At 66.1% G+C, this 19,967-nt stretch carries 20 protein-coding genes; 9 read left to right on the forward strand and 11 right to left on the reverse strand.

The features are described from left to right. The first annotated feature begins 2 nt into the window (after positions 1-2). The 5 genes from QW881_RS24555 (at position 3) to QW881_RS24575 (ending at position 6,295) form a co-directional block, all read left to right on the forward strand. Complete coding sequence (locus tag QW881_RS24555) at positions 3-503, forward strand: (2Fe-2S)-binding protein (protein WP_315757375.1); 501 nt, start codon at positions 3-5, stop codon at positions 501-503. After that, positions 500-2,920, forward strand: a complete 2,421-nt coding sequence (locus QW881_RS24560) for an aerobic carbon-monoxide dehydrogenase large subunit (RefSeq protein WP_315757374.1) — start codon at positions 500-502, stop codon at positions 2,918-2,920. Before QW881_RS24555 ends, QW881_RS24560 begins: the two co-directional genes overlap by 4 nt. 275 nt (positions 2,921-3,195) lie before the next feature. Then, the gene (locus QW881_RS24565; protein WP_315757373.1) at positions 3,196-4,065 is read left to right on the forward strand and encodes a MoxR family ATPase; all 870 of its coding nucleotides are present in this window, start codon (positions 3,196-3,198) and stop codon (positions 4,063-4,065) included. Further along, the gene (locus QW881_RS24570; RefSeq protein WP_315757372.1) at positions 4,062-5,267 is read left to right on the forward strand and encodes a VWA domain-containing protein; all 1,206 of its coding nucleotides are present in this window, start codon (positions 4,062-4,064) and stop codon (positions 5,265-5,267) included. Before QW881_RS24565 ends, QW881_RS24570 begins: the two co-directional genes overlap by 4 nt. 212 nt (positions 5,268-5,479) lie before the next feature. Next, on the forward strand, positions 5,480-6,295 hold the full coding sequence (locus tag QW881_RS24575) for an XdhC/CoxI family protein (RefSeq protein WP_315757371.1): 816 nt from the start codon (positions 5,480-5,482) through the stop codon (positions 6,293-6,295). A gap of 6 nt (positions 6,296-6,301) precedes the next feature. Here QW881_RS24575 and QW881_RS24580 read toward each other — a convergent pair whose 3' ends face one another. The 5 genes from QW881_RS24580 to QW881_RS24600 form a co-directional block, all read right to left on the reverse strand. After that, complete coding sequence (locus QW881_RS24580; protein WP_315757370.1) at positions 6,302-7,396, reverse strand: HWE histidine kinase domain-containing protein; 1,095 nt, start codon at positions 7,394-7,396, stop codon at positions 6,302-6,304. A 274-nt stretch (positions 7,397-7,670) separates the two neighbouring features. After that, positions 7,671-8,495 (reverse strand): carbohydrate ABC transporter permease, encoded by an 825-nt coding sequence (locus QW881_RS24585; RefSeq protein ID WP_315733991.1) that lies wholly within the window; start codon positions 8,493-8,495, stop codon positions 7,671-7,673. Next, complete coding sequence (locus QW881_RS24590) at positions 8,492-9,427, reverse strand: sugar ABC transporter permease (RefSeq protein WP_315757369.1); 936 nt, start codon at positions 9,425-9,427, stop codon at positions 8,492-8,494. The genes QW881_RS24585 and QW881_RS24590 overlap by 4 nt, the downstream gene beginning before the upstream one ends. Beyond that, positions 9,424-10,743 (reverse strand): sugar ABC transporter substrate-binding protein, encoded by a 1,320-nt coding sequence (locus tag QW881_RS24595; protein WP_315757368.1) that lies wholly within the window; start codon positions 10,741-10,743, stop codon positions 9,424-9,426. Before QW881_RS24595 ends, QW881_RS24590 begins: the two co-directional genes overlap by 4 nt. A 124-nt stretch (positions 10,744-10,867) precedes the next feature. Then, entirely contained in the window at positions 10,868-12,100 is a 1,233-nt protein-coding gene (locus tag QW881_RS24600) for a benzoate/H(+) symporter BenE family transporter (RefSeq protein WP_315757416.1), read from the reverse strand. A gap of 187 nt (positions 12,101-12,287) precedes the next feature. Between QW881_RS24600 and QW881_RS24605 the strand changes: the two genes are divergently transcribed. Further along, positions 12,288-12,785, forward strand: coding sequence for a hypothetical protein (locus QW881_RS24605; protein WP_315757367.1), 498 nt, complete (start codon positions 12,288-12,290; stop codon positions 12,783-12,785). A gap of 34 nt (positions 12,786-12,819) precedes the next feature. Here QW881_RS24605 and QW881_RS24610 read toward each other — a convergent pair whose 3' ends face one another. From QW881_RS24610 to lgt, 6 genes are all read right to left on the reverse strand, one after another. Beyond that, positions 12,820-13,170: a type II toxin-antitoxin system HicB family antitoxin gene (locus QW881_RS24610; protein WP_316172913.1), complete on the reverse strand. Its 351-nt coding sequence runs from the start codon at positions 13,168-13,170 to the stop codon at positions 12,820-12,822. Positions 13,171-13,201: 31 nt separating this feature from the next. Then, on the reverse strand, positions 13,202-14,155 hold the full coding sequence (locus QW881_RS24615; RefSeq protein ID WP_315735662.1) for a ribose-phosphate pyrophosphokinase: 954 nt from the start codon (positions 14,153-14,155) through the stop codon (positions 13,202-13,204). Between the two features lie 186 nt (positions 14,156-14,341). Then, positions 14,342-14,896 carry a hypothetical protein gene (locus QW881_RS24620; protein ID WP_315757365.1) on the reverse strand — a complete coding sequence of 185 codons (555 nt, stop codon included), beginning with the start codon at positions 14,894-14,896 and terminating at the stop codon, positions 14,342-14,344. A 198-nt stretch (positions 14,897-15,094) separates the two neighbouring features. Further along, positions 15,095-15,841, reverse strand: coding sequence for a peptidoglycan editing factor PgeF (gene pgeF / locus QW881_RS24625; RefSeq protein ID WP_409999009.1), 747 nt, complete (start codon positions 15,839-15,841; stop codon positions 15,095-15,097). A gap of 20 nt (positions 15,842-15,861) precedes the next feature. After that, complete coding sequence (locus tag QW881_RS24630) at positions 15,862-16,989, reverse strand: class I SAM-dependent methyltransferase (protein ID WP_315757363.1); 1,128 nt, start codon at positions 16,987-16,989, stop codon at positions 15,862-15,864. Further along, complete coding sequence (gene lgt, locus QW881_RS24635) at positions 16,986-17,843, reverse strand: prolipoprotein diacylglyceryl transferase (RefSeq protein ID WP_315757362.1); 858 nt, start codon at positions 17,841-17,843, stop codon at positions 16,986-16,988. Before lgt ends, QW881_RS24630 begins: the two co-directional genes overlap by 4 nt. 257 nt (positions 17,844-18,100) lie before the next feature. Here lgt and QW881_RS24640 point away from each other — a divergent pair, with 257 nt between their 5' ends. The 3 genes from QW881_RS24640 (at position 18,101) to pth (ending at position 19,944) form a co-directional block, all read left to right on the forward strand. Then, positions 18,101-18,391, forward strand: coding sequence for an accessory factor UbiK family protein (locus QW881_RS24640; protein ID WP_315757361.1), 291 nt, complete (start codon positions 18,101-18,103; stop codon positions 18,389-18,391). Between the two features lie 185 nt (positions 18,392-18,576). Further along, complete coding sequence (locus QW881_RS24645) at positions 18,577-19,266, forward strand: 50S ribosomal protein L25/general stress protein Ctc (protein ID WP_315733977.1); 690 nt, start codon at positions 18,577-18,579, stop codon at positions 19,264-19,266. 72 nt (positions 19,267-19,338) lie between these two features. Next, positions 19,339-19,944, forward strand: a complete 606-nt coding sequence (gene pth / locus QW881_RS24650; RefSeq protein WP_315757360.1) for an aminoacyl-tRNA hydrolase — start codon at positions 19,339-19,341, stop codon at positions 19,942-19,944. Positions 19,945-19,967 lie beyond the last annotated feature (23 nt).

A 19,967-nucleotide genomic window follows, 5' to 3' on the forward strand; every position in this document is an offset into this window, starting at 1 on the left:
GAATGCCCAAAACCCATATCACGATGAAGGTGAACGGCAGCGAGGTCGAAGGCCTCGCCGAGCCGCGCACGCTGTTGGTTCATTTCCTGCGCGAGCAGGCGCAGCTCACCGGCACCCATATCGGCTGCGAGACCAGCCATTGCGGCGCCTGCACCATCGACATCGACGGCATGAGCGTGAAGAGCTGCACCATGCTCGCGGTGCAGGCCAACGGCTGTGAGATCACCACGATCGAGGGCATGGCCAACGCGGACGGCACGCTGTCGCCGCTGCAGGAAGGCTTCCGCATGATGCACGGCCTGCAATGCGGCTTTTGCACGCCCGGCATGATCATCCGCGCGCATCGGCTGCTGAAGGAAAATCCGTCGCCGACGGAAGCTGAGATCCGCGCCGGCATCTCCGGCAATATCTGCCGCTGCACCGGCTATCAGAACATCGTCAAGGCGATCCAATACGCCGCCGCCAAGATCAACGGCGTTGAATTCCAGGAGGCCGCGGAATGAACGACATGACTCCCACGCGGGAACAACGCGAAGCCGCGCTCGAAGGCATGGGCTGCCGGCGCAAGCGCGTCGAGGACATCCGCTTTACCCAGGGCAAGGGCAACTACGTCGACGACGTCAAGCTGCCGGGCATGCTGCACGGCGACTTCGTGCGCTCGCCGCATGCCCATGCGCGGGTGAAGGCGATCCACACCGAGGAGGCGCTAAAGGTGCCCGGCGTGCTCGCGGTCATCACCGCCGAGACCCTGAAGACCGTCAACCTCGCCTGGATGCCGACCTTGGCCGGCGACGTGCAGATGGTGCTCGCCGACGGCAAGGTTCTGTTCCAGAACCAGGAGGTCGCCTTTGTCGTCGCCACCGACCGCTACGCCGCCGATGACGGCGTCAACAAGGTCGTGGTCGAGTACGAGCCGCTGCCGGTGCTGGTCGATCCGTTCAAGGCGATGGATTCAGATGCGCCCGTGCTGCGCGAGGACCTCGTCGGCAAGACCTCGGGCGCGCACGGCCCGCGCAAGCATCACAACCACATCTTCGAATGGGCGATCGGCGACAAGGATCTCACTGATGCGGCCTTCGCCAAGGCCGATGTCACCATCAAGGAGATGATCTCCTATCACCGCACCCATCCGTCGCCGCTGGAGACCTGCCAGTGCGTCTGCGCGTTCGACAAGATCAAGGGCGAGCTGACGATCTGGGGTACCTTCCAGGCGCCGCATGTCATCCGCACCGTGGTGTCGCTGATCGCGAAGATCCCGGAGCAGAAGATCCATGTCATCGCGCCCGACATCGGCGGCGGCTTCGGCAACAAGGTCGGCGCCTATCCCGGCTATATCTGTGCCGCGGTGGCCTCGATCGTGACAGGCAAACCGGTGAAATGGGTCGAGGACCGCATCGAGAACCTGACCGCGACTGCCTTCGCCCGCGACTACCACATGACCACCGAGATCGCCGCGACCAAGGACGGCAAGGTCACCGGCCTGCGCGTCCACGTGCTCGCCGACCACGGCGGCTTCGACGCCTGCGCCGACCCGTCGAAATGGCCGGCCGGCTTCTTCAACATCGTCACCGGCTCCTATGATTTCCCGGTCGCGCATTGCGTGGTCGACGGCGTCTATACCAACAAGGCGCCGGGCGGCGTCGCCTATCGCTGCTCGTTCCGCGTCACCGAGGCGGCCTATTGCATCGAGCGCGCGATGGAGATTCTGGCGCAGAAACTCGGCATGGATCCGGCCGAGCTGCGCCTGAAGAACTTCGTCAGGCCGGAGCAGTTTCCTTATCACTCGGCGCTCGGCTGGGAATATGACTCCGGCGACTACCACACCGCCATGCGCAAGATGATGGAGGCCGTGGACTACGCGGCCTTGCGCAAGGAGCAGGCCGAGAAGCGCGCCGCCTTCCGGCGCGGCGAGACCCGCGAGATCATGGGCATCGGCGTCTCCTTCTTCACCGAGATCGTCGGCGCCGGACCGTCGAAGAACTGCGACATTCTCGGCATCGCGATGTTCGATTCCTGCGAGATCCGGCTGCATCCGACCGGCGCCGGCATCGCGCGGATGGGCACCAAGAGCCAGGGCCAGGGGCACGAGACCACCTGGGCCCAGATCATCGCCAGCGAGATCGGCATTCCCGCCGACAACATCATGGTCGAGGAGGGCAACACCGACACGGCGCCCTATGGTCTCGGCACCTACGGCTCGCGCTCGACGCCCGTCGCAGGGGCAGCCATCGCCATGGCCGCGCGCAAGATCAAGGCCAAGGCGCAGATGATCGCGGCCTACAAGCTCGAGGTCCATGAGGACGATCTCGAATGGGACATCGACGGCTTCCGGGTCAAGGGCCTGCCCGAGAAGGTGATGTCGATGAAGGACATCTGCTGGGCGGCCTACAACTCCGTGCCGCCGGGCATGGAGCCGGGGCTGGAGGCCGTCAGCTATTATGATCCGCCCAACATGACCTATCCGTTCGGCGCCTATCTCTGCGTGATGGACATCGACGTCGACACCGGCGTGTACAAGGTCCGGCGCTTCTATGCGCTCGATGATTGCGGCACCCGCATCAATCCGATGATCATCGAGGGCCAGATTCATGGCGGCCTCACCGAAGCCTTCGCGATCGCGATGGGCCAGGAGATCCGCTACGACGCCGAGGGCAATGTCGTGACCGGCTCGTTCATGGACTTCTTCATGCCGACCGCGGTCGAGACGCCGCATTGGGAGACCGACTTCACGGTGACGCCCTCGCCGCATCACCCGATCGGCGCCAAGGGCGTCGGCGAAAGCCCCAATGTCGGCGGCGTGCCGGCATTCTCCAACGCGGTCAATGACGCGTTCTCGTTCTTAGGCTCGACGCACATCCAGATGCCGCATGACTATTGGCGCAACTGGCAGGCGGCGAAGAACCTGGGCGTGGTGGTGTAGACCAGATCCAACAGCACTCCCGTCATTGAGAGGAGCGAAGCGACGAACCAATCCAAAGTCCCGCCCACCACCCTGGATTGCTTCGCTCCGCTCGCAATGACGTCGAGCGAAACGACTCTGTAGCCGCATCGGCAGTGCGCTCCCTCCCCCTTGCGGGGAGGTTGGGAGTGGGGGTCCCGGCGGCAGTCTCGCGCGGGCCCCCCCCTCCCTAGCCCTCCCCCACAAGGGGGGAGGGAACGCACAGGCTTCGCGGTGAAATCGAGAATCAAACGCTTATGAAAACCCGCGACGACATCGCGCAATCGCTCTCCGCCTGCGGCTACATCGCCGATGGCGAGCTTGCGACCGCGATCGCGCTGATGCATCTCCTCAAGCGGCCGCTGCTGCTGGAAGGTGAGGCCGGGGTCGGCAAGACCGAGGTCGCCAAGGCGCTCGCCTGCGTGCACGGCACCGAGCTGATCCGGCTGCAATGCTATGAGGGTCTTGACCAGAGCTCCGCGCTGTACGAGTGGAACTACCAGCGCCAGCTGCTTGCGATCGAGGCGCATCGCGGCCAGCCAGATACCATCGAGGACCAGATCTTCTCCGAGAAGTATCTGCTGGAGCGGCCACTGCTTGCGGCGATCCGCCGCGCCACGCCGCCGGTGCTGCTGATCGACGAGATCGACCGCGCCGACGACGAATTCGAGGCGTTCCTGCTGGAGCTCCTGTCGGACTTCCAGATATCGATTCCCGAGCTCGGCACCATCAAAGCCATCAGCATCCCGCACGTGGTGCTGACCTCGAACGGCACCCGCGAGCTGTCGGACGCGCTGCGCCGGCGGTGTCTGTATCACTATGTCGACTATCCCGACGTCGATCGCGAGGCCCGCATCATCCTGGCGCGGATCGATGGCGCGTCGGCGTCGCTTGCGCTGCAGATCGCGCGCCTGGTCGAGGGCCTGCGAAAAGAAGAGCTGCGCAAGGTGCCGGGTGTGGCCGAGACGCTGGACTGGGCAGCCGCGCTGGTCGGGCTCGATGTGCGCGACCTCGAGGACCAGCCGGAGGTGGTGCATGACACCTTGATGTGTCTGCTCAAGACGCATGAGGACCGCTCCCGCATTACCCGCGAGGTCGCCGCGCGATTGTTGGGGAAGGTCGCATGAGCTGCTGTGGCGCCACGCCTGATCATGAGGACATGGACGCGGTGGCGCGGCTGGTCGCGGGACGCCTCAGCGCATTTCTCAAGACGCTGCGCGAAAACGGCTTTGCGGTCGGCCTGTCGGAGGGGCAGGATGCGGCGGCCGTGATGACCGCAGGCTATGCCGACAGGCCCGGCCTGTTGCGCTCCGCCTTCAAGCACCTGTTTTCGGCGCGCAAGAGCGAGTGGGATCGCTTCGACGGCCTGTTCGACGCGTTCTGGCTCGGCAAGCGCGTGCGCTCGCGCGTTCTGACGGCAGGGTCGCCGCAATCGGCGAACAGCCCGTCCCTGAAGAGTCTGCAGGATGCGAATGCTGCTCGGCAGGGGCATCACGGCCCGACCGATCAGATTCCCTCTGACGAAACCCCACGCGAGGCGGGCGGCGAGGGCGTCCGCGAAGGTGCATCGCGCGTGGAGTCCATCAGCGATACCGACTTTCGCAAGCTCGCAGATCCTGACCAGGTCGCGCTGGCGCATGAGGCCGCGGCGCGGCTCGCCCAGGCGATGCGGACACGGCTGACGCGCCGCGATCAGTTGCGGCGCAAGGGCGAGCGGCTCGACCTGCGCCGCACCATCCACCGCAACATCAGCCATGGCGGCGTGCCGATCGCGCTGGTGCATCGCCGCCGCAAGCCCAAGCCGCTGCGGCTGGTGGTGCTGCTCGACGCCTCCGGCTCGATGAGCCCCTATACGTCGGTGTTTGTTCGCTTCATCCACGGCGTGCTCGACGCCTTCCGCGAGGCCGAAGCGTTCCTGTTTCACACCCGGCTGGCTCACGTCTCCGATGCGATGAAGGAGAGGGATGCCGCGCGGGCGCTCGATCGGCTGTCGATGATGGCGCAGGGCGCCGGCGGCGGCACCAGGATCGGCGAAAGCCTAGCGACCTTCAACCGCTGGCACGCGCCGCGCGTCATCCATTCGCGCACCTGCGTGATGATCGTCTCCGACGGCTACGACACCGGTGACCCAGCCTTGCTCGGCCGCGAGATGGCGCAACTGTCGCGCCGCTGCCGCCGCGTCGTCTGGCTCAATCCGATGCTCGGCTGGCACGGCTACGCGCCGGAAGCCCGCGGCATCAAGGCGGCGCTGCCGCATGTCGATCTCTACGCGCCCGCGCATACGTTGAGTTCGCTCGCGGCGCTGGAGCCTTATTTGGCGAGGTTGTGAGGATGCGATGCGCGGCATTGTTGTGAGCTCAAGGCGCGCTGTCGCAGCATCGGTGGTGCGCTCCCTCCCCCCTTGTGGGGGAGGGCTGGGGAGGGGGGTACCCCGACATCGGTGCAAGACGCCCCCTCCCTAGCCCTCCCCCACAAGGGGGGAGGGAACATACCTTCTCTGTCGAAGCAGTGTGCTTCCGACAGTCCGCATAGGAGGCAGTCATGACCGCTGCTCCCGAACTGCTCGATCTCGCCGCGCAACTGAAGGCCAACGACGAGAGCTTCGTGCTCGCCACCGTCGTCCGTACGGTGTCGGTGACCGCCGCGAAGGCCGGCGCCAAGGCGATCATCCGCCCCGACGGCAGCATCGTCGCGGGCTGGATCGGCGGCGGCTGCGCCCGCGGCGCGGTGCTCAAGGCGGCGCGCGAGGCGCTCGCCGACGGCATTCCGCGCATGGTGTCGGTGCAGCCGGACGACCTGCTCGCCGAGCTCGGCGTCAAGCCGGGTGAGATGAAAGAGGGTGTGCGCTTCGCTTCCAACATGTGCCCGAGCAAGGGCACGATGGACATCTTCGTCGAGCCGGTGCTGCCGCATCCCTCGCTGGTGATCCTCGGCGCCAGCCCGGTCGCGATCGCGCTCGCGGCGCAGGCGCGGCCGCTCGGCTATCACGTGACGCTGGCGGCGCCGGCGTCCGATCTCGTCACGACACCGGAGGCCGATGTGCTGATCGATGGCTTCGCGCTGGATCAACCGGCCGGGAGCAGCCGCTTCGTCGTGGTGTCGACGCAAGGCAAGGGCGACGAGGCGGCCTTGCGCGCCGCACTCGCCTGCGATGCGGCCTACCACGCCTTCGTCGGCAGCCGCCGCAAGATGGACAGCCTGCGCGACAAGCTGATCAAGGACGGCATCGACGCCGCGCTGCTCGACAAGGTCAAGGCACCGGCGGGCCTCGATCTCGGCGCCATCACGCCGGAGGAGATCGCGATGTCGATTCTGGCCGAGATCACTCAGGTGCGGCGTCGCGGCCAGCGCGGCTGATTTCCGTCACGGCGCGAGCGGCAGGTCGAACGAGACCCTGAGCCCATCCGGCGCGAAGTCGCGCGTGACCTCGCCCTTCAGCGCGGCGCCGAGAATGCGCTCGAACAGCAGCGAACCGAAGCCGTTGCGTGCGGGCGGGGAAACCTCCGGCCCGCCGTTCTCCTGCCAGAACAGCTTGAGCCGTCCGTCGGCATGGGTCCAGCCCAGCGTCACGCGACCCGCATCGTTCGACAGCGCGCCATACTTCACCGCGTTGGTGACGAGCTCGTGCAGCCCCATCGACAGATACAGCGCGATGCCCGGCGCGAGCTGCAGGGCGGGGCCGTCGACGGCGATCCGGTCGGACTGCAACGGCGCGAGCTCGGCGCACACCAGCTCATTGAGCGCGACGGCCTCGCGGCCGCGATCCAGCGCCAGCGCGTGGCTGCGCGTCAGCGCCGCGATGCGGCCGCGCAGCACCTCGCCGAACTCGGCTAGCGCCGAATCGGCGCGGATGCTGAGCGCGATGACGCTGTCGACCAGTGCCAGTGTGTTCTTGACGCGGTGATTGAGCTCATGGACCAGCACGCGATGGTGCTGCTCGACCGTGCGCCGCCGCGCATTCTCGGTGCGCAGCGCGATCTCGTCCATCACGATCTCGCTGAGCTCGGTGAGCTGGGCGATGTCGTCGTCGCTCCACGGCCGTGGCTCGTGATCGATGGCGCAGAGCGCGCCGATCACCTCGCCGCTCGGCAGCCGCAGGGGGACGCCGAGATAGGCGATCACGCCGAGAACCGGCACCGCGAGATTATCCTTCACCAGCGGATGCTCGTTGGCGTCGCTGATCACCAGCGGCTGCGCCGAGGTCACGACGTGCTGGCAGAAGGAGTGGCTGAGCGGCGTCTCGCGCAGCGACGCCCACGGCTCGCACAGTCCGACCGAGCTCTTGAAGAACTGCCGGTCGCGATCGACCAGCGCGATGATCGCCGCCGGGGCCTGCAGCAGCCGCGAGGTCAAGCGGGTGACGCGATCGAAGCCCGGCTCCGGCGGCGAGTCGAGCAGCTCGGTTTGCAACAGGGCAGTCAATCGGTCTGGCGCGGAGGCGTCGCGATCGGACGTCATGCAGCTTTCGTCGGTCGGGCGTTCAGCCGGTGACAGGTTGCAAGACGGACCGGACGGAGCGCAAATCCGGAGCCGGTCGATCGTGCGGCGCAGTGGTATTCGGCTGGAACGAAGCCGGCGCAGAGACGAGATGAAGCCATCAACGCGGCCATCGCCGCGCTTCAGGGGCGGGGCGAATCCCGGTTCCACGCAGGTAACCAAGTGGTAGACTATGGCCTGACCAAGGCAAGTTCGGCATTCCGCCGCAGGTTCTCTTTGGTATGCATTATACCCGTCAGCCGCCCTTGACCGCACCCGCCGTCAGGCCGGCCACGATCTGCCGCTGTGCGAACACGGTCAGCAGCAGCACCGGCAGGGTCACGATCAGCGCCGCCGCCGCGAGCGGCCCCCACGAGAGCTGATCGAACGAGATCATGTTGTAGACCGCGACCGGCAAGGTGCGGGTCTCGCGTCCGGCCAGCACGATGCCGAACACGAAATTGTTCCAGGAGAAGATCACCGCGAGGATGAAGGCCACCGCCAGGCCGGGCTTCGCCACCGGCAATGCCACGTGGCGGAAAACCTGCCAGCGCGTTGCGCCGTCGATGCGCGCGGCTTCCTCGAGCTCGATCGGCGTGGTCTCGAAATAGCCGATCATGATCCAGATCACGATCGGCACGGTGACGACGAGATGGATGATGATCTGCGGCCACAGCGTGCCGAGCAGGCCGAGCCACTGAAACAAGAGGAACAGCGGGATGAGGTACGACAGGCCGGGCGTGATGCGCGCGATCAGGATCACGATCGCCGATTTATGCGCGGCCATCCGTGCGATGCCGTAGCCGGCGGGCACGCCGACCAGCATGGCGAGAAAAGTCGCGCCGCCGGTCACCAGCAGGCTGTTCTTGAAATAGGTGAAGAAGCGGTTGGACGACAGCACGTCGGCATAGTTCTTCCAGGCGAAATGCTCCGGCCAGAACACCGGCGGATACGCGGCGTTGTCGACCTCGAACTTCACCGACAGCGAGATCATCCAGAGGAAGAACAGGATCGCCGGGGAGACGATGAGGAAGACGCCGAGCGCGAGGCCGAGCCGGCCGAGGATGGTCTGCGCGCTCATGCGTCGCTCCCCAGCGCATTCCACTGTGCGCGCCGGCGCAGCACCAGCAAGAGCGCAGTCAGCGCGATGATCAGCGCGAAGAACACCACCGCGATCGCCGAGGCATAGCCGAGGTCGTAATAGACGAAGGCGACGCTGTAGAGATAGAGGTTGATGGTCTCCGACGCCGAGCCCGGCCCGCCCTGGGTGATCGCGAAGATGATGTCGAAGCTCTTGATGGCGTCGATGGCGCGGATCATCGCGGCGATGAACAGGAACGGCATGATCAAGGGCAGCGTGATGTAGCGGAACATCTGCCAGGTGCTGGCGCCGTCGATCTGCGCGCTCTCATACGGTTCGGTCGGCAGCGAGGCGATGCCGCCGAGCACGATCAGCATGACCAGCGGCGTCCACTGCCAGGTCTCGACCAGCACCAGCGAGGGGATCACCGTGCCCGGATGAAACACCCAGAGCTGTGGCGGCAGGCCCACCAGCGACAGAAGATAGTTCAGGATGCCGAGCTGCGGGTGGAACATCATGGTCCACACCAGCGCGATCGCGACGGGCGTCGCCATCATCGGCATGATGAAGAGGGCGCGCAGCAGCCCGCGCCCGGGAAAGCGGGCGTGGAAGACGACCGCGGCGAAGGTGCCGAGCACCAGCGGCAGCAGCACCGACAGCGCGGTGTAGGACAGCGTGTGTCCGACCGACTCGACAAAGCGTGGATCTGCCGGCAGCCGCAGGTAGTTCGACAGCCCGACGAAGGTCGTGGGTGAGCCGACCTTCCACTCCTGGAAGCTCATCCAGATCGTGAACAGCCAGGGAAAGATGATCACCGCGAGCACGGTGACCAGCGCCGGCACCACGAACGGCCAGTACGACGGCGGCCGCAACGCGCGTTCCGGCGCAGCGGCGTCCGCTGCCGCGCCGGCCTGTTCGACGATCGTGCTCACGCTTTCTCGCTGCGCTCCAGGATCGGGCGGAACTGCTCGTGCGCCTTCTTCAGCTCGGTCGCGGGATCGGCGCCCGACAGCGTGGCGGTCAACGCAGCACCGACGAGATCGCGGAATTCGGCGACCGGGATGATCACGGGCAGGCCGAGCTTGCTGATCTTGCCGGAGTCGATCGCCGACTGCAGCCACTCCTTCGGCATCTTCACGCCGCCCTGGACTCCGGGATCGTTGAGCACCGAGTTGCGGAACGGCACGCCGCCGCCGGCTTGCACCAGGCGGGCGCCCTGCGGCTTCGACACCAGCCACTGGCAGAGCAGCCAGGCGGCTTCCTTGTTCTTGCTCGCAGCCGCAATGCCGATGCCGTCGCCATAGGTCGCCGAGTACTGTCCCTTCGGTCCGGCGGGCACCACGGTGTAGCCGACCTTGCCGACCACGCGCGAGGCATTGGCGTCCTCCAGCGGCGGCGCCCAGCCGACGCCGTCGATCCACATCGCCGAGCGGCCTTGCGTGAACGAGGCCATCGACTCCATCCAGTTGAAGCCGGCCACGCCCGGAGGCGCGCAGGTGGTCAGCAGCTTCTGATACAGCTTGGTCGCCTCGACGGCCTCCGGGCCGTCGGTCAGGATGTTGCCCTTGGCGTCCAGGAACTCGCCGCCATAGTTGAGGAAGAAGTTCGTCCACAGCGTCATGTTGGCGTTGCGCAGGCCGCGGCCGACGAAGCCGAACGTGCCGTCCTTGGCATCGGTCAGCTTCTGCGCCGCCGTGACCATCTCGTCGAGCGTCTTCGGCACTTCGACGCCCTTCTTCGCGAACAGCTCCTTGTTGTAGTAGAGGATGAAGTAGTCCACCGACCACGGCAGCGAGAACATCCGGCCCTTGTCGTTGCTGGCGTAAGTCAGGCCGGCGGCGGAGAAATCGCTCTGCACGAGGTCCGGCGCCGTGAGGTTCGGATCCTTCATGAAGTCGGTGATGTCGGCGAGCCAGCCGGCCTTCTCGAACTGCCGCTTCTGCACGTGATAGCTGAGATGGACGACGTCGAAGCTCGGCTTGCCCGACGACAGTTCGATCACGACCTTCTGTCGCTGCTGCTGCTCCGGGATCTGCTCGGATTCCACCTCGATGCCGGTCAGCGCGGTGAATTCCTTGATGTTCTTCTGCAGATTGTCGCCGCGCGGCCCCTTGGCCAGGATCACCTCGAGCTTGGTACCGGCATATTTCTTCCACTGCGGCTCCGACCAGGCGGGCTGGCCGGTGAGCGCAAGCGCGCCTGCTGCTGCCGTGCCCGCAAGCATGTTGCGGCGCGTGATCGCGGTCATCATATCCTCCCAGAAGACTTCTTGTTTGGTCGTGAAGTGTAGCGCGATCCAGCGGCGCTGCAACAGCATGGTGCCCGTTCGACTGGGGATGCGACGACAGCGCGTGGTGCGATGCGGCAATCCGTTATGCGCCCGATGCGGCTGTGAAATCCGCCCGCTCCAGCAGCCACGACAGTGCAAAGCCAGCGACGAGCCCCCAGAATGCGGCGCCGATGTTGAGCAGTGGCACGTCGGCGACGGTGACGAGGAAGGCGATCAGGGCGCCGAGGGAGAAGTTCGTTCTGAACGCGGTCACGAACGCCGTCTGCAGCACGCGCAGCATGGCGAGGCCGGCCAGCGCGGTGATCAATGATTTGGGCGCGATCAGCAGCAGCGTGGTGAAGGTCGGCGCCAGCAGGCCGAAGCCGAGCGCAAGCACGCCCACGACCATCGCCGCGGTATAGTGGCGCTTGCGCTCGCCGCCGGAGACGACGATCGCGTTGGTCGGTCCGGTCAGGCAGGTCGACACGCCGCCCACCATCGCGGCGAGCGCCGAGCCGATGCCGCAGGCCACGGTCACCACATTGACCGGGGGCGTGTGGCCGGCGGCGGTCAGCACCGCAAAGCCTTGGCCGTTCTGCACCACCAGCACGGTGACCGCGAGCGGCACGATCAGCTCGATCATGGCCGCGAGCGACCAGGATGGCGTCGGGATCACCGGATGGATCAGCGCGATCTGCAGCGACGCATTCTGATCATACTTGCCGAACAGGAGAGCCGCGAGCGTGCCGATGACGAGCGCGCCGATGATCGGCGGGCAGCGCCGGCCCAGCGCAGGGAGCGCGGTCAACAGCAGCCAGAGCACGACCATCGGCCCGGCGATGGCGAAGTCGGCGAACACGGCGCGGACGAGATCGAGGCCGAAGCGCAGGAATACGCCGGCGACCATGCCCATCACGATCGGCATCGGCACCAGTTGCATGGCGCGCTTGACCCAGCCGGTGAGGCCGAGCACCAGCATCAACAGCGCCGTGCCGTAGAATGCACCGACCACCTGCGGAAAGCTGAGATGCGTCAGCGACTGGCCGACCAGGACGGTGCCCGGAATGGTCCAGAACAGCACCAACGGCTCGCGATAGCGCCACGACAGCGCAAGCGTGATCAGGCCGTTGATGAAGAACACGCCGAAGATCCACGACGCGATCTCCGCCTGCGACAGCCCGCCATTGGCGCCGACCGACAGGATGATGGCGACCGGTCCGGTGATCGCGAACAGCCAGCCGATGAAGCCATGCGAGGCGTAGAGCGGACCGAAGTCACTGGCGATCTGGCCGAGGCTGGGCGGCGGTCCGGCGGGGCGTTCGATGGCGTTGAGCATGGAGGGCAGGGCTCGGGGTGTGTTCTTGTTGTTGTCCTTGGTGTCTCCATGGGATGTTGTGAACCAACCGCAGGTGGTGTGCAAGGCGGCCGCCGGACCGCCCGCGCAGCTGGCGTTCTGCGCGGCGGCGACGGTTTCGATGACGGGTTGGGACTCGTCCGGACTATCATTGGCCATGAGTTGGTTCATGAGAAAACGTCTCCGCGCCGTCTTTGGAGACTTTCTGTCCGAAGAGAGCTTGGAGGCGCGCGGGCAGCGCGACGTATCCATCCCTCCTCTCCTGCGAACGAGGGTCTGCCATGTGTTGCTTCAGGTTCGGGACGATACAGCCGAGACGATTCCGAAATCTCGCTCCGATGCCGTCGAGCTGATCCTGCGCGAGGGCGGCATCGTCGAGAGCGTCCTGTCCTCGTTCGTGTCCGCTGTCTTCCCGCTGGAGATGGAGGCGCCTCTGGATCCGATCAAGGCGAGGCTCGATCGGCTCGGGCCGAACGTCCGCGCGGTGTATCGCGTCGGCGACCATCTGCGCGGGGTGATCGCGTCACCCAGCCGCTTCGATTATGGCACCGTCGTTCCCAACATGAGCGAGGCGATGGAAAAACTGCTGCGCCTGGAGTTTGGTTCTGTGGAGCGGCTCGAGGATGAGGCGGAAACGGCGACGTTCGAGCTCATCAGGAAATTCTAGCCGGCTCAGATCGGGACCAGATGCTCGCGCGACCTCAGGCAGCCTCGTCGGTCATCAGCCTCTTGGCGGCCTGGACTAGCAATCCGGATCGGGTGAAGCCATGAGCCTCTGCGTAGCGGTCGATCTGAGCCAGCACATCCTCGGGCAGCGTAACGTTGACACGGACCGCTTTCGGTTGATCGATCTTCGCCGGGACGAGAACGGCGACGCCGGAGCGGTTGTCCCGATCGGACATGATCTGCTCCAGCGACGACGGCTCGACCGGGCGATCCAGTACGGAGAGATGGTCGTGATGGATCGAGAAGCCGCGGCGTGCTGGATTCCCCGCCTTCGCGGGGAATGACAATGGAGTTCTATGACGGCCTTCTCGATGCCGCGAAATCAACCTCAGTCGAAGAGTCCGGTTGCGACCAGCCTCAGTCGAACAGGCTCGACACCGATTCTTCCGCCGCCGTCCGCCCGATCGCCTCGGCGATCAGCGGCGCGATCGCCAGCGTGCGGATGTTGGGCGCGTTGCGGACCGCTTCGGTCGGCATGATGGAGTCGGTGATGACGAGCTCCTTCAGCCGCGACGAGGTGATGCGGGTCGCGGCACCGCCGGAGAGCACGCCATGGGTGATGTAGGCGTAGACGTCCTTGGCGCCGTATTTGAGCAGCGCGTCGGCCGCGTTCACCAGGGTGCCGCCGGAATCGACGATGTCGTCGATCAGGATGCAGGTGTGGCCGGAGACGTCGCCGATCACGTTCATGACCTCGGACTCGCCGGGACGTTCGCGGCGCTTGTCGACGATGGCGAGCGGCGTGTTGATGCGCTTGGCCAGGCCTCGGGCGCGCGCCACGCCGCCGACGTCCGGTGAGACGACCATGAGGCTGGAGAGATCGAAGCGATCCTTGATGTCGCGCACCATCAGCGGCGAGGCAAAAAGGTTATCGGTCGGGATGTCGAAGAAGCCCTGGATCTGGCCGGCGTGCAGATCGAGCGTCATGACGCGGTCGACGCCCGCATGGGTGATCAGGTTGGCGACCAGCTTGGCCGAGATCGGCGTGCGCGAGTTCGATTTGCGATCCTGCCGCGCATAGCCGAAATAGGGCACCACGGCGGTGATGCGGCGCGCGGAGGCGCGGCGCAGCGCATCGGTGATGATCAGGAGCTCCATCAGCAGGTCGTTCGCCGGATAGGACGTCGATTGAATGATGAAGACGTCGGAGCCGCGGACGTTCTCCTGGATCTCGACGAAAATCTCCATGTCGGCGAAGCGCCGGACCACCGCTTTCGTCAGCGGCAGCCCGAGCTCAGCGGCGATGCCGGCGGCGAGGGCCGGATTGGAGTTGCCGGCGACGAGTTTGATGGAGCCGTTCTTGGCCGACATCGTGAATTCTCCTCGCGTCTCGCTGGAGACCTTGTTCAGCATATCGGGCTATCCATGGAACCGGCAGTTTTGCACGGGCGAGGTGATATCAAGGACACTGCGCGCATGGCAACCCGCCGCAGGTGTTTTTCCCGGTCAAACAGGTGTTTTTCCCGGTCAAGAACGGCGCAAATTGCGCCTCTTTGCCTAATGGTCGGTGTAGCCGAGGGCCGCGACGCTGGTGCCGTCGGATCTGGGCGATGCGGGCTCGGCCGCGGCGACCGCGGGGCCGCGGGCGGCCGGCGCCGCGCCGTCGGCGGGCGCGGTGCCGTTCAGCATGTTCGAAAGTCCGCTGAAGCCGGCCTGCGCGATTTTCCGAAGCACCATGTCGTCGACATTGTTCCACGGATCGCGGCCGCCGCGTCCGACCGGCTCTTCGCCCGACAGCCGCAGCGCGCGCTGCTGATTGCGATCGTAGACGTCGAACACCCAGGCGATCACGCCCTTGCCGCTGACGACCTGGGCGGAGAGATAGGTGCGGACACGATACGCTGCAGGGGCCTCGCGCGACACGATGGCGAGGCTGCGCAGCTTGGACTCGCTGTCGAGCACGCTGACCATGCGGTCGAAGATTTGCGGCGGCGGGCCGTCGATCTGCTCGAAGGCGATCGTGGCGCTATCGGATGCAGGCGCCATCGCATAGGCGTTGGACGGACCACCGCTGCTGGTCGCGCAGCCGCCGAGCGTTGCGGCGGACGTCATCAGCAAAACGGCAACGCAGGCGTGCTGCGCAGCGCGGCTGATCCGTCGAAGTGGTGTCGGCGCTCCCCTCATCGTTGGGAGCGATATCGTTAAAATCGATTAACGTCTAGGTCGCGGCTGCCACAGATCGGGACAGAGTGCACTCAGTTGTACAGAAAGGGTTAAGCAATCCACATGCGGCCACAATGGCGCCCAGCTTCAGCCTTCGAGCATGATGGCGTGGACGTGCCGGCCATAGTCCGGCTCGTTGCGATGGACCGAGCGGCGGTAACTGAAGAAGCGCTCGTCGACATAGGTGTCGAGGCCGAGATCGTCGATCAGCAGCACGCCGGCGTTTTCCAGCCGCATCCGGATGAAGCCGGCGAGGTCGAACATCGCGTGGCCGTCGCGAACCGACGGCAGGAAGAAGCGCGCGTGCTCGGCGTCGTCGTCGAGGAAGCGGGTGACGAACTCGGCGCCGACCTCGTAGCTCGGCTGGCGAATCAGGGGGCCGATCGCGGCAATGATCCGGCCGCGCTCTGCGCCGAGCTCCTCCATCGCCCGCAGCGTGGCTTCGAGCACGCCGGTGAGCGCACCTTTCCAGCCGGCATGGGCCGCGCCGATGATGCGCCTATGCGGGTCGACGAACAGGATCGGCCCGCAATCGGCCGTGGTAACGCCGATCGCGAGATTCGGCGTCGCGGTGACCAGCGCGTCGGCCTTCGGCCTGACGGGGCCGTCCCAGGGCCCGGTCGCGACCACGACGTCGGGCGAATGGATTTGGTGCAGGCTGAGGAACTGGTCGGGCGCGACGCCGAGATGGACGGCCATGCGGCGGCGGTTTTCGCGGACGTTCTCCGGCACGTCATTCGATCCGAGCCCGCCGTTGAGCCCGGCATAGATGCCGTCGGAGACGCCGCCCTCGCGGGTGAAGAAGGCGTGGCGCAGGCCAGGGATCGCGGACATCACATCCGATGATACCAGCATCACGCGCCTCCCGTGTTCTCGTTGGTGTGTTCGTCGCTGATGCCCGCCAGCACCGGAATGGCCGGATCGGAGATGCCGAGCACCTTGAACAGCGACCCCATTCCGCCGCGGCCGCCGCCGGTCAGGCGCTTCAGCCCGCTCGCGATGTCCTCCGAGACTTCCGGCGAGGCCTTCTGCATCAGGGTCAGCGCGCGGGTTTCGATGCCGAGCCGCTGCAGGAACTCGCCCTGCGTGACCGGGCCGTGAACGCGCGCGCCGACGGCTTCCGCGGCCCGCGCCAGCGCGTCGAAATCGACATGGGCGGTGATGTCGGCAAGGCCCGGCGTCTTCAGCGGATCGGCGAAGCTGTGGCGGGCGATCGCCTGGAAGGTATCGCCGACATCGCTGCGGACATGGCCGTAATCGATGATGACGGCGGCGCCGCGCTGGTCGCGGATGCGCCTGGCGATGGCCATCATCTCGGTGTTCGGCCGCCATTCGAAGATTGCGCCGGCCGGGGCGGCGCGCACCAGAGGCGGCAGCAGCAGCTCGAAGCCGGGCGTCGGATCGGCGGCCGCGCCGTAGACGAAGTTCTCCTCCTCGTCGAGCTCGACCACGCGCTCGTGCCAGCCGGTTTCGCGCTTCACCATCTGGTGAATCGGCAGCACGTCGAAATACTCGTTGGCGAAGATGACGCTGGGGCCCTCCGGCACCTCGTCGAAGCTCTCGTGCCAGGTGACGTTGCGCAGGCCGGTCAGCGTCGCCTTCTGCTTTTCACGCAGCACCGGATTGACCTCGACCATGTGAACCGAGATCGTCTGGTACAGCGGCGGCAGCACGCGCAGCGCCCGCAGCGCATCCGACATCATGGTGCCGCGGCCGGGCCCGAGCTCGATCAGCCGGAACTGCTGCGGCGAGCCGGCCGCCTTCCAGATCGAGGCCGCCCACAGCCCGAGCAGCTCGCCGAACATCTGGCTCACTTCGGGGGCGGTGGTGAAGTCGCCCTCGCGTCCGAGCGGATCGCGCGAGATGTAGTAGCCGTGCTCCGGATGCATCAGGCACAGCTCCATGTAGCGCCAGACCGGCATCGGGCCGGACGCCTTGATCAGCCGCTTGATCTCGGTGTGGAGCGGAGACGTGTCGATCACGGATTGGCCTGCAGCGACGGAGTGGCTTGACGACTCTCCGGCCTGCGCAGCGCCCGTGCCACCAGGACGGCGCCGACGATCAGCATCGGCACCGACAGCAGCATGCCCATGGTCAGGCCGCGCCAGAGGAAGCCGAGTTGCTCGTCCGGCTCGCGGAACAGCTCGCTGACGATGCGCGCCGTGCCATAGAGGCCGATGAAGCTGCCGAGGATCATGCCGGGCCGCCTCAGCGCGCCGAGCCGGATCATGATCGCCAGGACGATGAACAGCAGGATGCCTTCGAGGCCGGCTTCGTAGAGTTGGCTCGGATGGCGCGGCAGGTGGGTCGGATCGCGCGGGAAGATCATCGCCCAGGGCAGGCTGGGATCGGCCGTGCGGCCCCACAACTCGCTGTTGATGAAATTGGCGATGCGGCCAAGCAGCAGCCCGATCGGAGCGACGGCGGTGGTGAGGTCGCCGAGCGACAGGATCGGCAGGCCGTTGCGGCGGCTGAACCAGATCACGGCGATGACGCAGCCCATGAAGCCGCCATGGAACGACATGCCGCCCTTCCACAGCTGGAAGATCTCCAGCGGATGGTCGATGAAGAACGGCAGATTGTAGAACAGCACGTAGCCGGTGCGGCCGCCGAGAATGATGCCGATCGTGACCCAGAGAATGAAATCGTCGAGCTGTGGCAGCGAGATCGGCGCCGGGCCTCCCCACAGCCGGTCCTTCTTCAGCAGCGAGCGAGCGTAGAGCCAGCCGATCACGATGCCGCAGATATAGGCCAGCGCGTACCAGCGGATCGCGAACGGGCCGATGGCGATCGCAACCGGATCGAACACGGGGAAGTCGATGAGGAGAGGCGTCATTCACTGGCTTTCGTGGACACGGCGTCCCGCTTCTGGAAGCCCCCGGGCGATGCGGGCTTCGAACGGGCCCCGCCACATGAACAGGCGCGGCGCGATGTGATCTCAGGGCTGCTCATACCAGCGCCGCGGGCCGGCGCAACAAGTACGATGACAAGGAAACCAAGGCATGACAAGACGGGCCCATCTTGCGGGCGGCGACAGGGATCGCCATTCTGTCTTCCACAATCGTGCTCGTCGCGGGACGCGGAGTTTCTCACATGACCCAGACCAACAACCGGTTTTTCGACGAACTCGGCCGCCTGATGAACGATGCCGCCGGTGCCGCCCAAGGCATGAAGCGGGAGGTCGATTCCGTCATCCGCAACCAGGCGGAAAAGATCCTGAACGACCTGGACATCGTGAAGCGCGAGGAGTTCGAGGCGGTCAAGGACATGGCCCGGCTCGCCCGCGAGGAGAACGAGGCGCTGAAGGCCCGAATCGCGGCGCTGGAAGCCAAGCTGGGCGGCGCGGCCGGCACGCCGCCGGGTGCCGGCCGCGCGGACGGCTGACGCCGCGGCCGGATCGCCCTGGGACGGGAGGGGCAGGCGGCCCCTTCATTTCCTTGTCATTTCCCAGGTTTGCCGCTAGAACGCCGCCACGTCCGCGGCCCCCGCACCCCTGGAGGCTTGCCGAAGGACGTCCAGCAACGGGCCGCATTGCGGCCTTTAACTTTTTAAAACAAGGACTTAACACGATGGCGACCGTCAGAGAACTGAAGGCGACCGCCCGTCCGTCAGTCGGCAAGGGGGCCGCACGGGCAGAGCGTCGCGCCGGGAGAGTGCCCGGAGTGATTTATGGAGACAACCAGCCCCCGCTGCCGATCTCGGTGGAAGACCGCGAGCTGCGCCAGCGCATCCTTGCGGGCCGGTTTCTGACCACGATCTTCGACGTCACCCTCGACGGCAAGAAGCACCGGGTGATCCCGCGCGACTTCCATCTCGATCCGGTCAAGGACTTCCCGATCCACGTCGACTTCATGCGGCTCGGCCAGGGCGCGACCATCCGCGTCAGCGTGCCCTTGCATGTGGTGGGTTCGGAAGCCGCGCCGGGCGTCAAGCGCGGCGGCACGGTCAACATCGTGACCCACACGCTCGACCTCGAGTGCCTGGCGGAGAACATCCCGCAGTTCATCGAGGCCGATGTCAGCGCGCTCGAGATCAACCACTCGCTGCACATCTCCGACGTCAAGCTGCCGACCGGCGTGAAGACGCTGTCGCGCGACGACGCCACCCTCGTGACCATCGTGCCGCCGTCCGGCTATGGCGAGGAGCAGAAGGCTGCTGCTGGCGCCGCCGCGGCACCCGCTGCCGCTGCTCCGGCTGCCGCTGCGAAGGCCCCTGCTGCCGCGGCCAAGGCGCCGGCTGGCGGCGACAAGAAGAAGTAAGCCGTTCCGCTTGCGGGAAGCACGGGCGGGTCCCGCGCTTCCCGAAGCGACGGCGGGTGCGGATGCCGCGTCATGCTGCTGTTTGTCGGCCTCGGCAATCCCGGCGCGAAATATGCGCGCAACCGGCACAATATCGGCTTCATGGCCGTGGACGAGATTTCGCGGCGTCACCGCTTTTCGCCGTGGCGCCGCAGGTTTCAGGGCGAGACCTCGGAAGGCACGCTGGACTCCGAGCGCGTCATCCTGTTGAAGCCCTCGACCTATATGAACGAATCCGGCCGCGCCGCGCAGGAGGCGGCCAGCTTCTTCAAGCTCGGCGTCGGCGACGTCACGGTGTTTCAGGATGAGCTGGAATTGCCGCCGGGCAAGCTGCGCGTGAAGGTCGGCGGCGGCATTGCTGGCCATAACGGGCTGCGCTCGATCTCGGCGCATCTCGGCAACGACTATCGCCGCGTCCGGCTCGGCATCGGCCATCCCGGCGTCAAGGAATTGGTGCACGGCCACGTGCTGTCGGACTTCGCCAAATCCGACATGCCCTGGGTCGAGGCGCTGTGCGAGGCGGTGGCCGACAATGCAGGTTTGTTGACGGGCCGGCGCGACTCCACCTTCGCCAACAAGGTGCATCTGGCGCTGCAGGCCAAAGGTTTTCTGGACAAGGGCGACGCTGGCGCCGTGTGAGGCGCCTCAGGCCGTCGTCTAAA

Origin of the sequence: Bradyrhizobium sp. SZCCHNS3016 (genome assembly GCF_032484535.1) — a bacterium.
Taxonomy (GTDB): Bacteria; Pseudomonadota; Alphaproteobacteria; order Rhizobiales; family Xanthobacteraceae; genus Bradyrhizobium.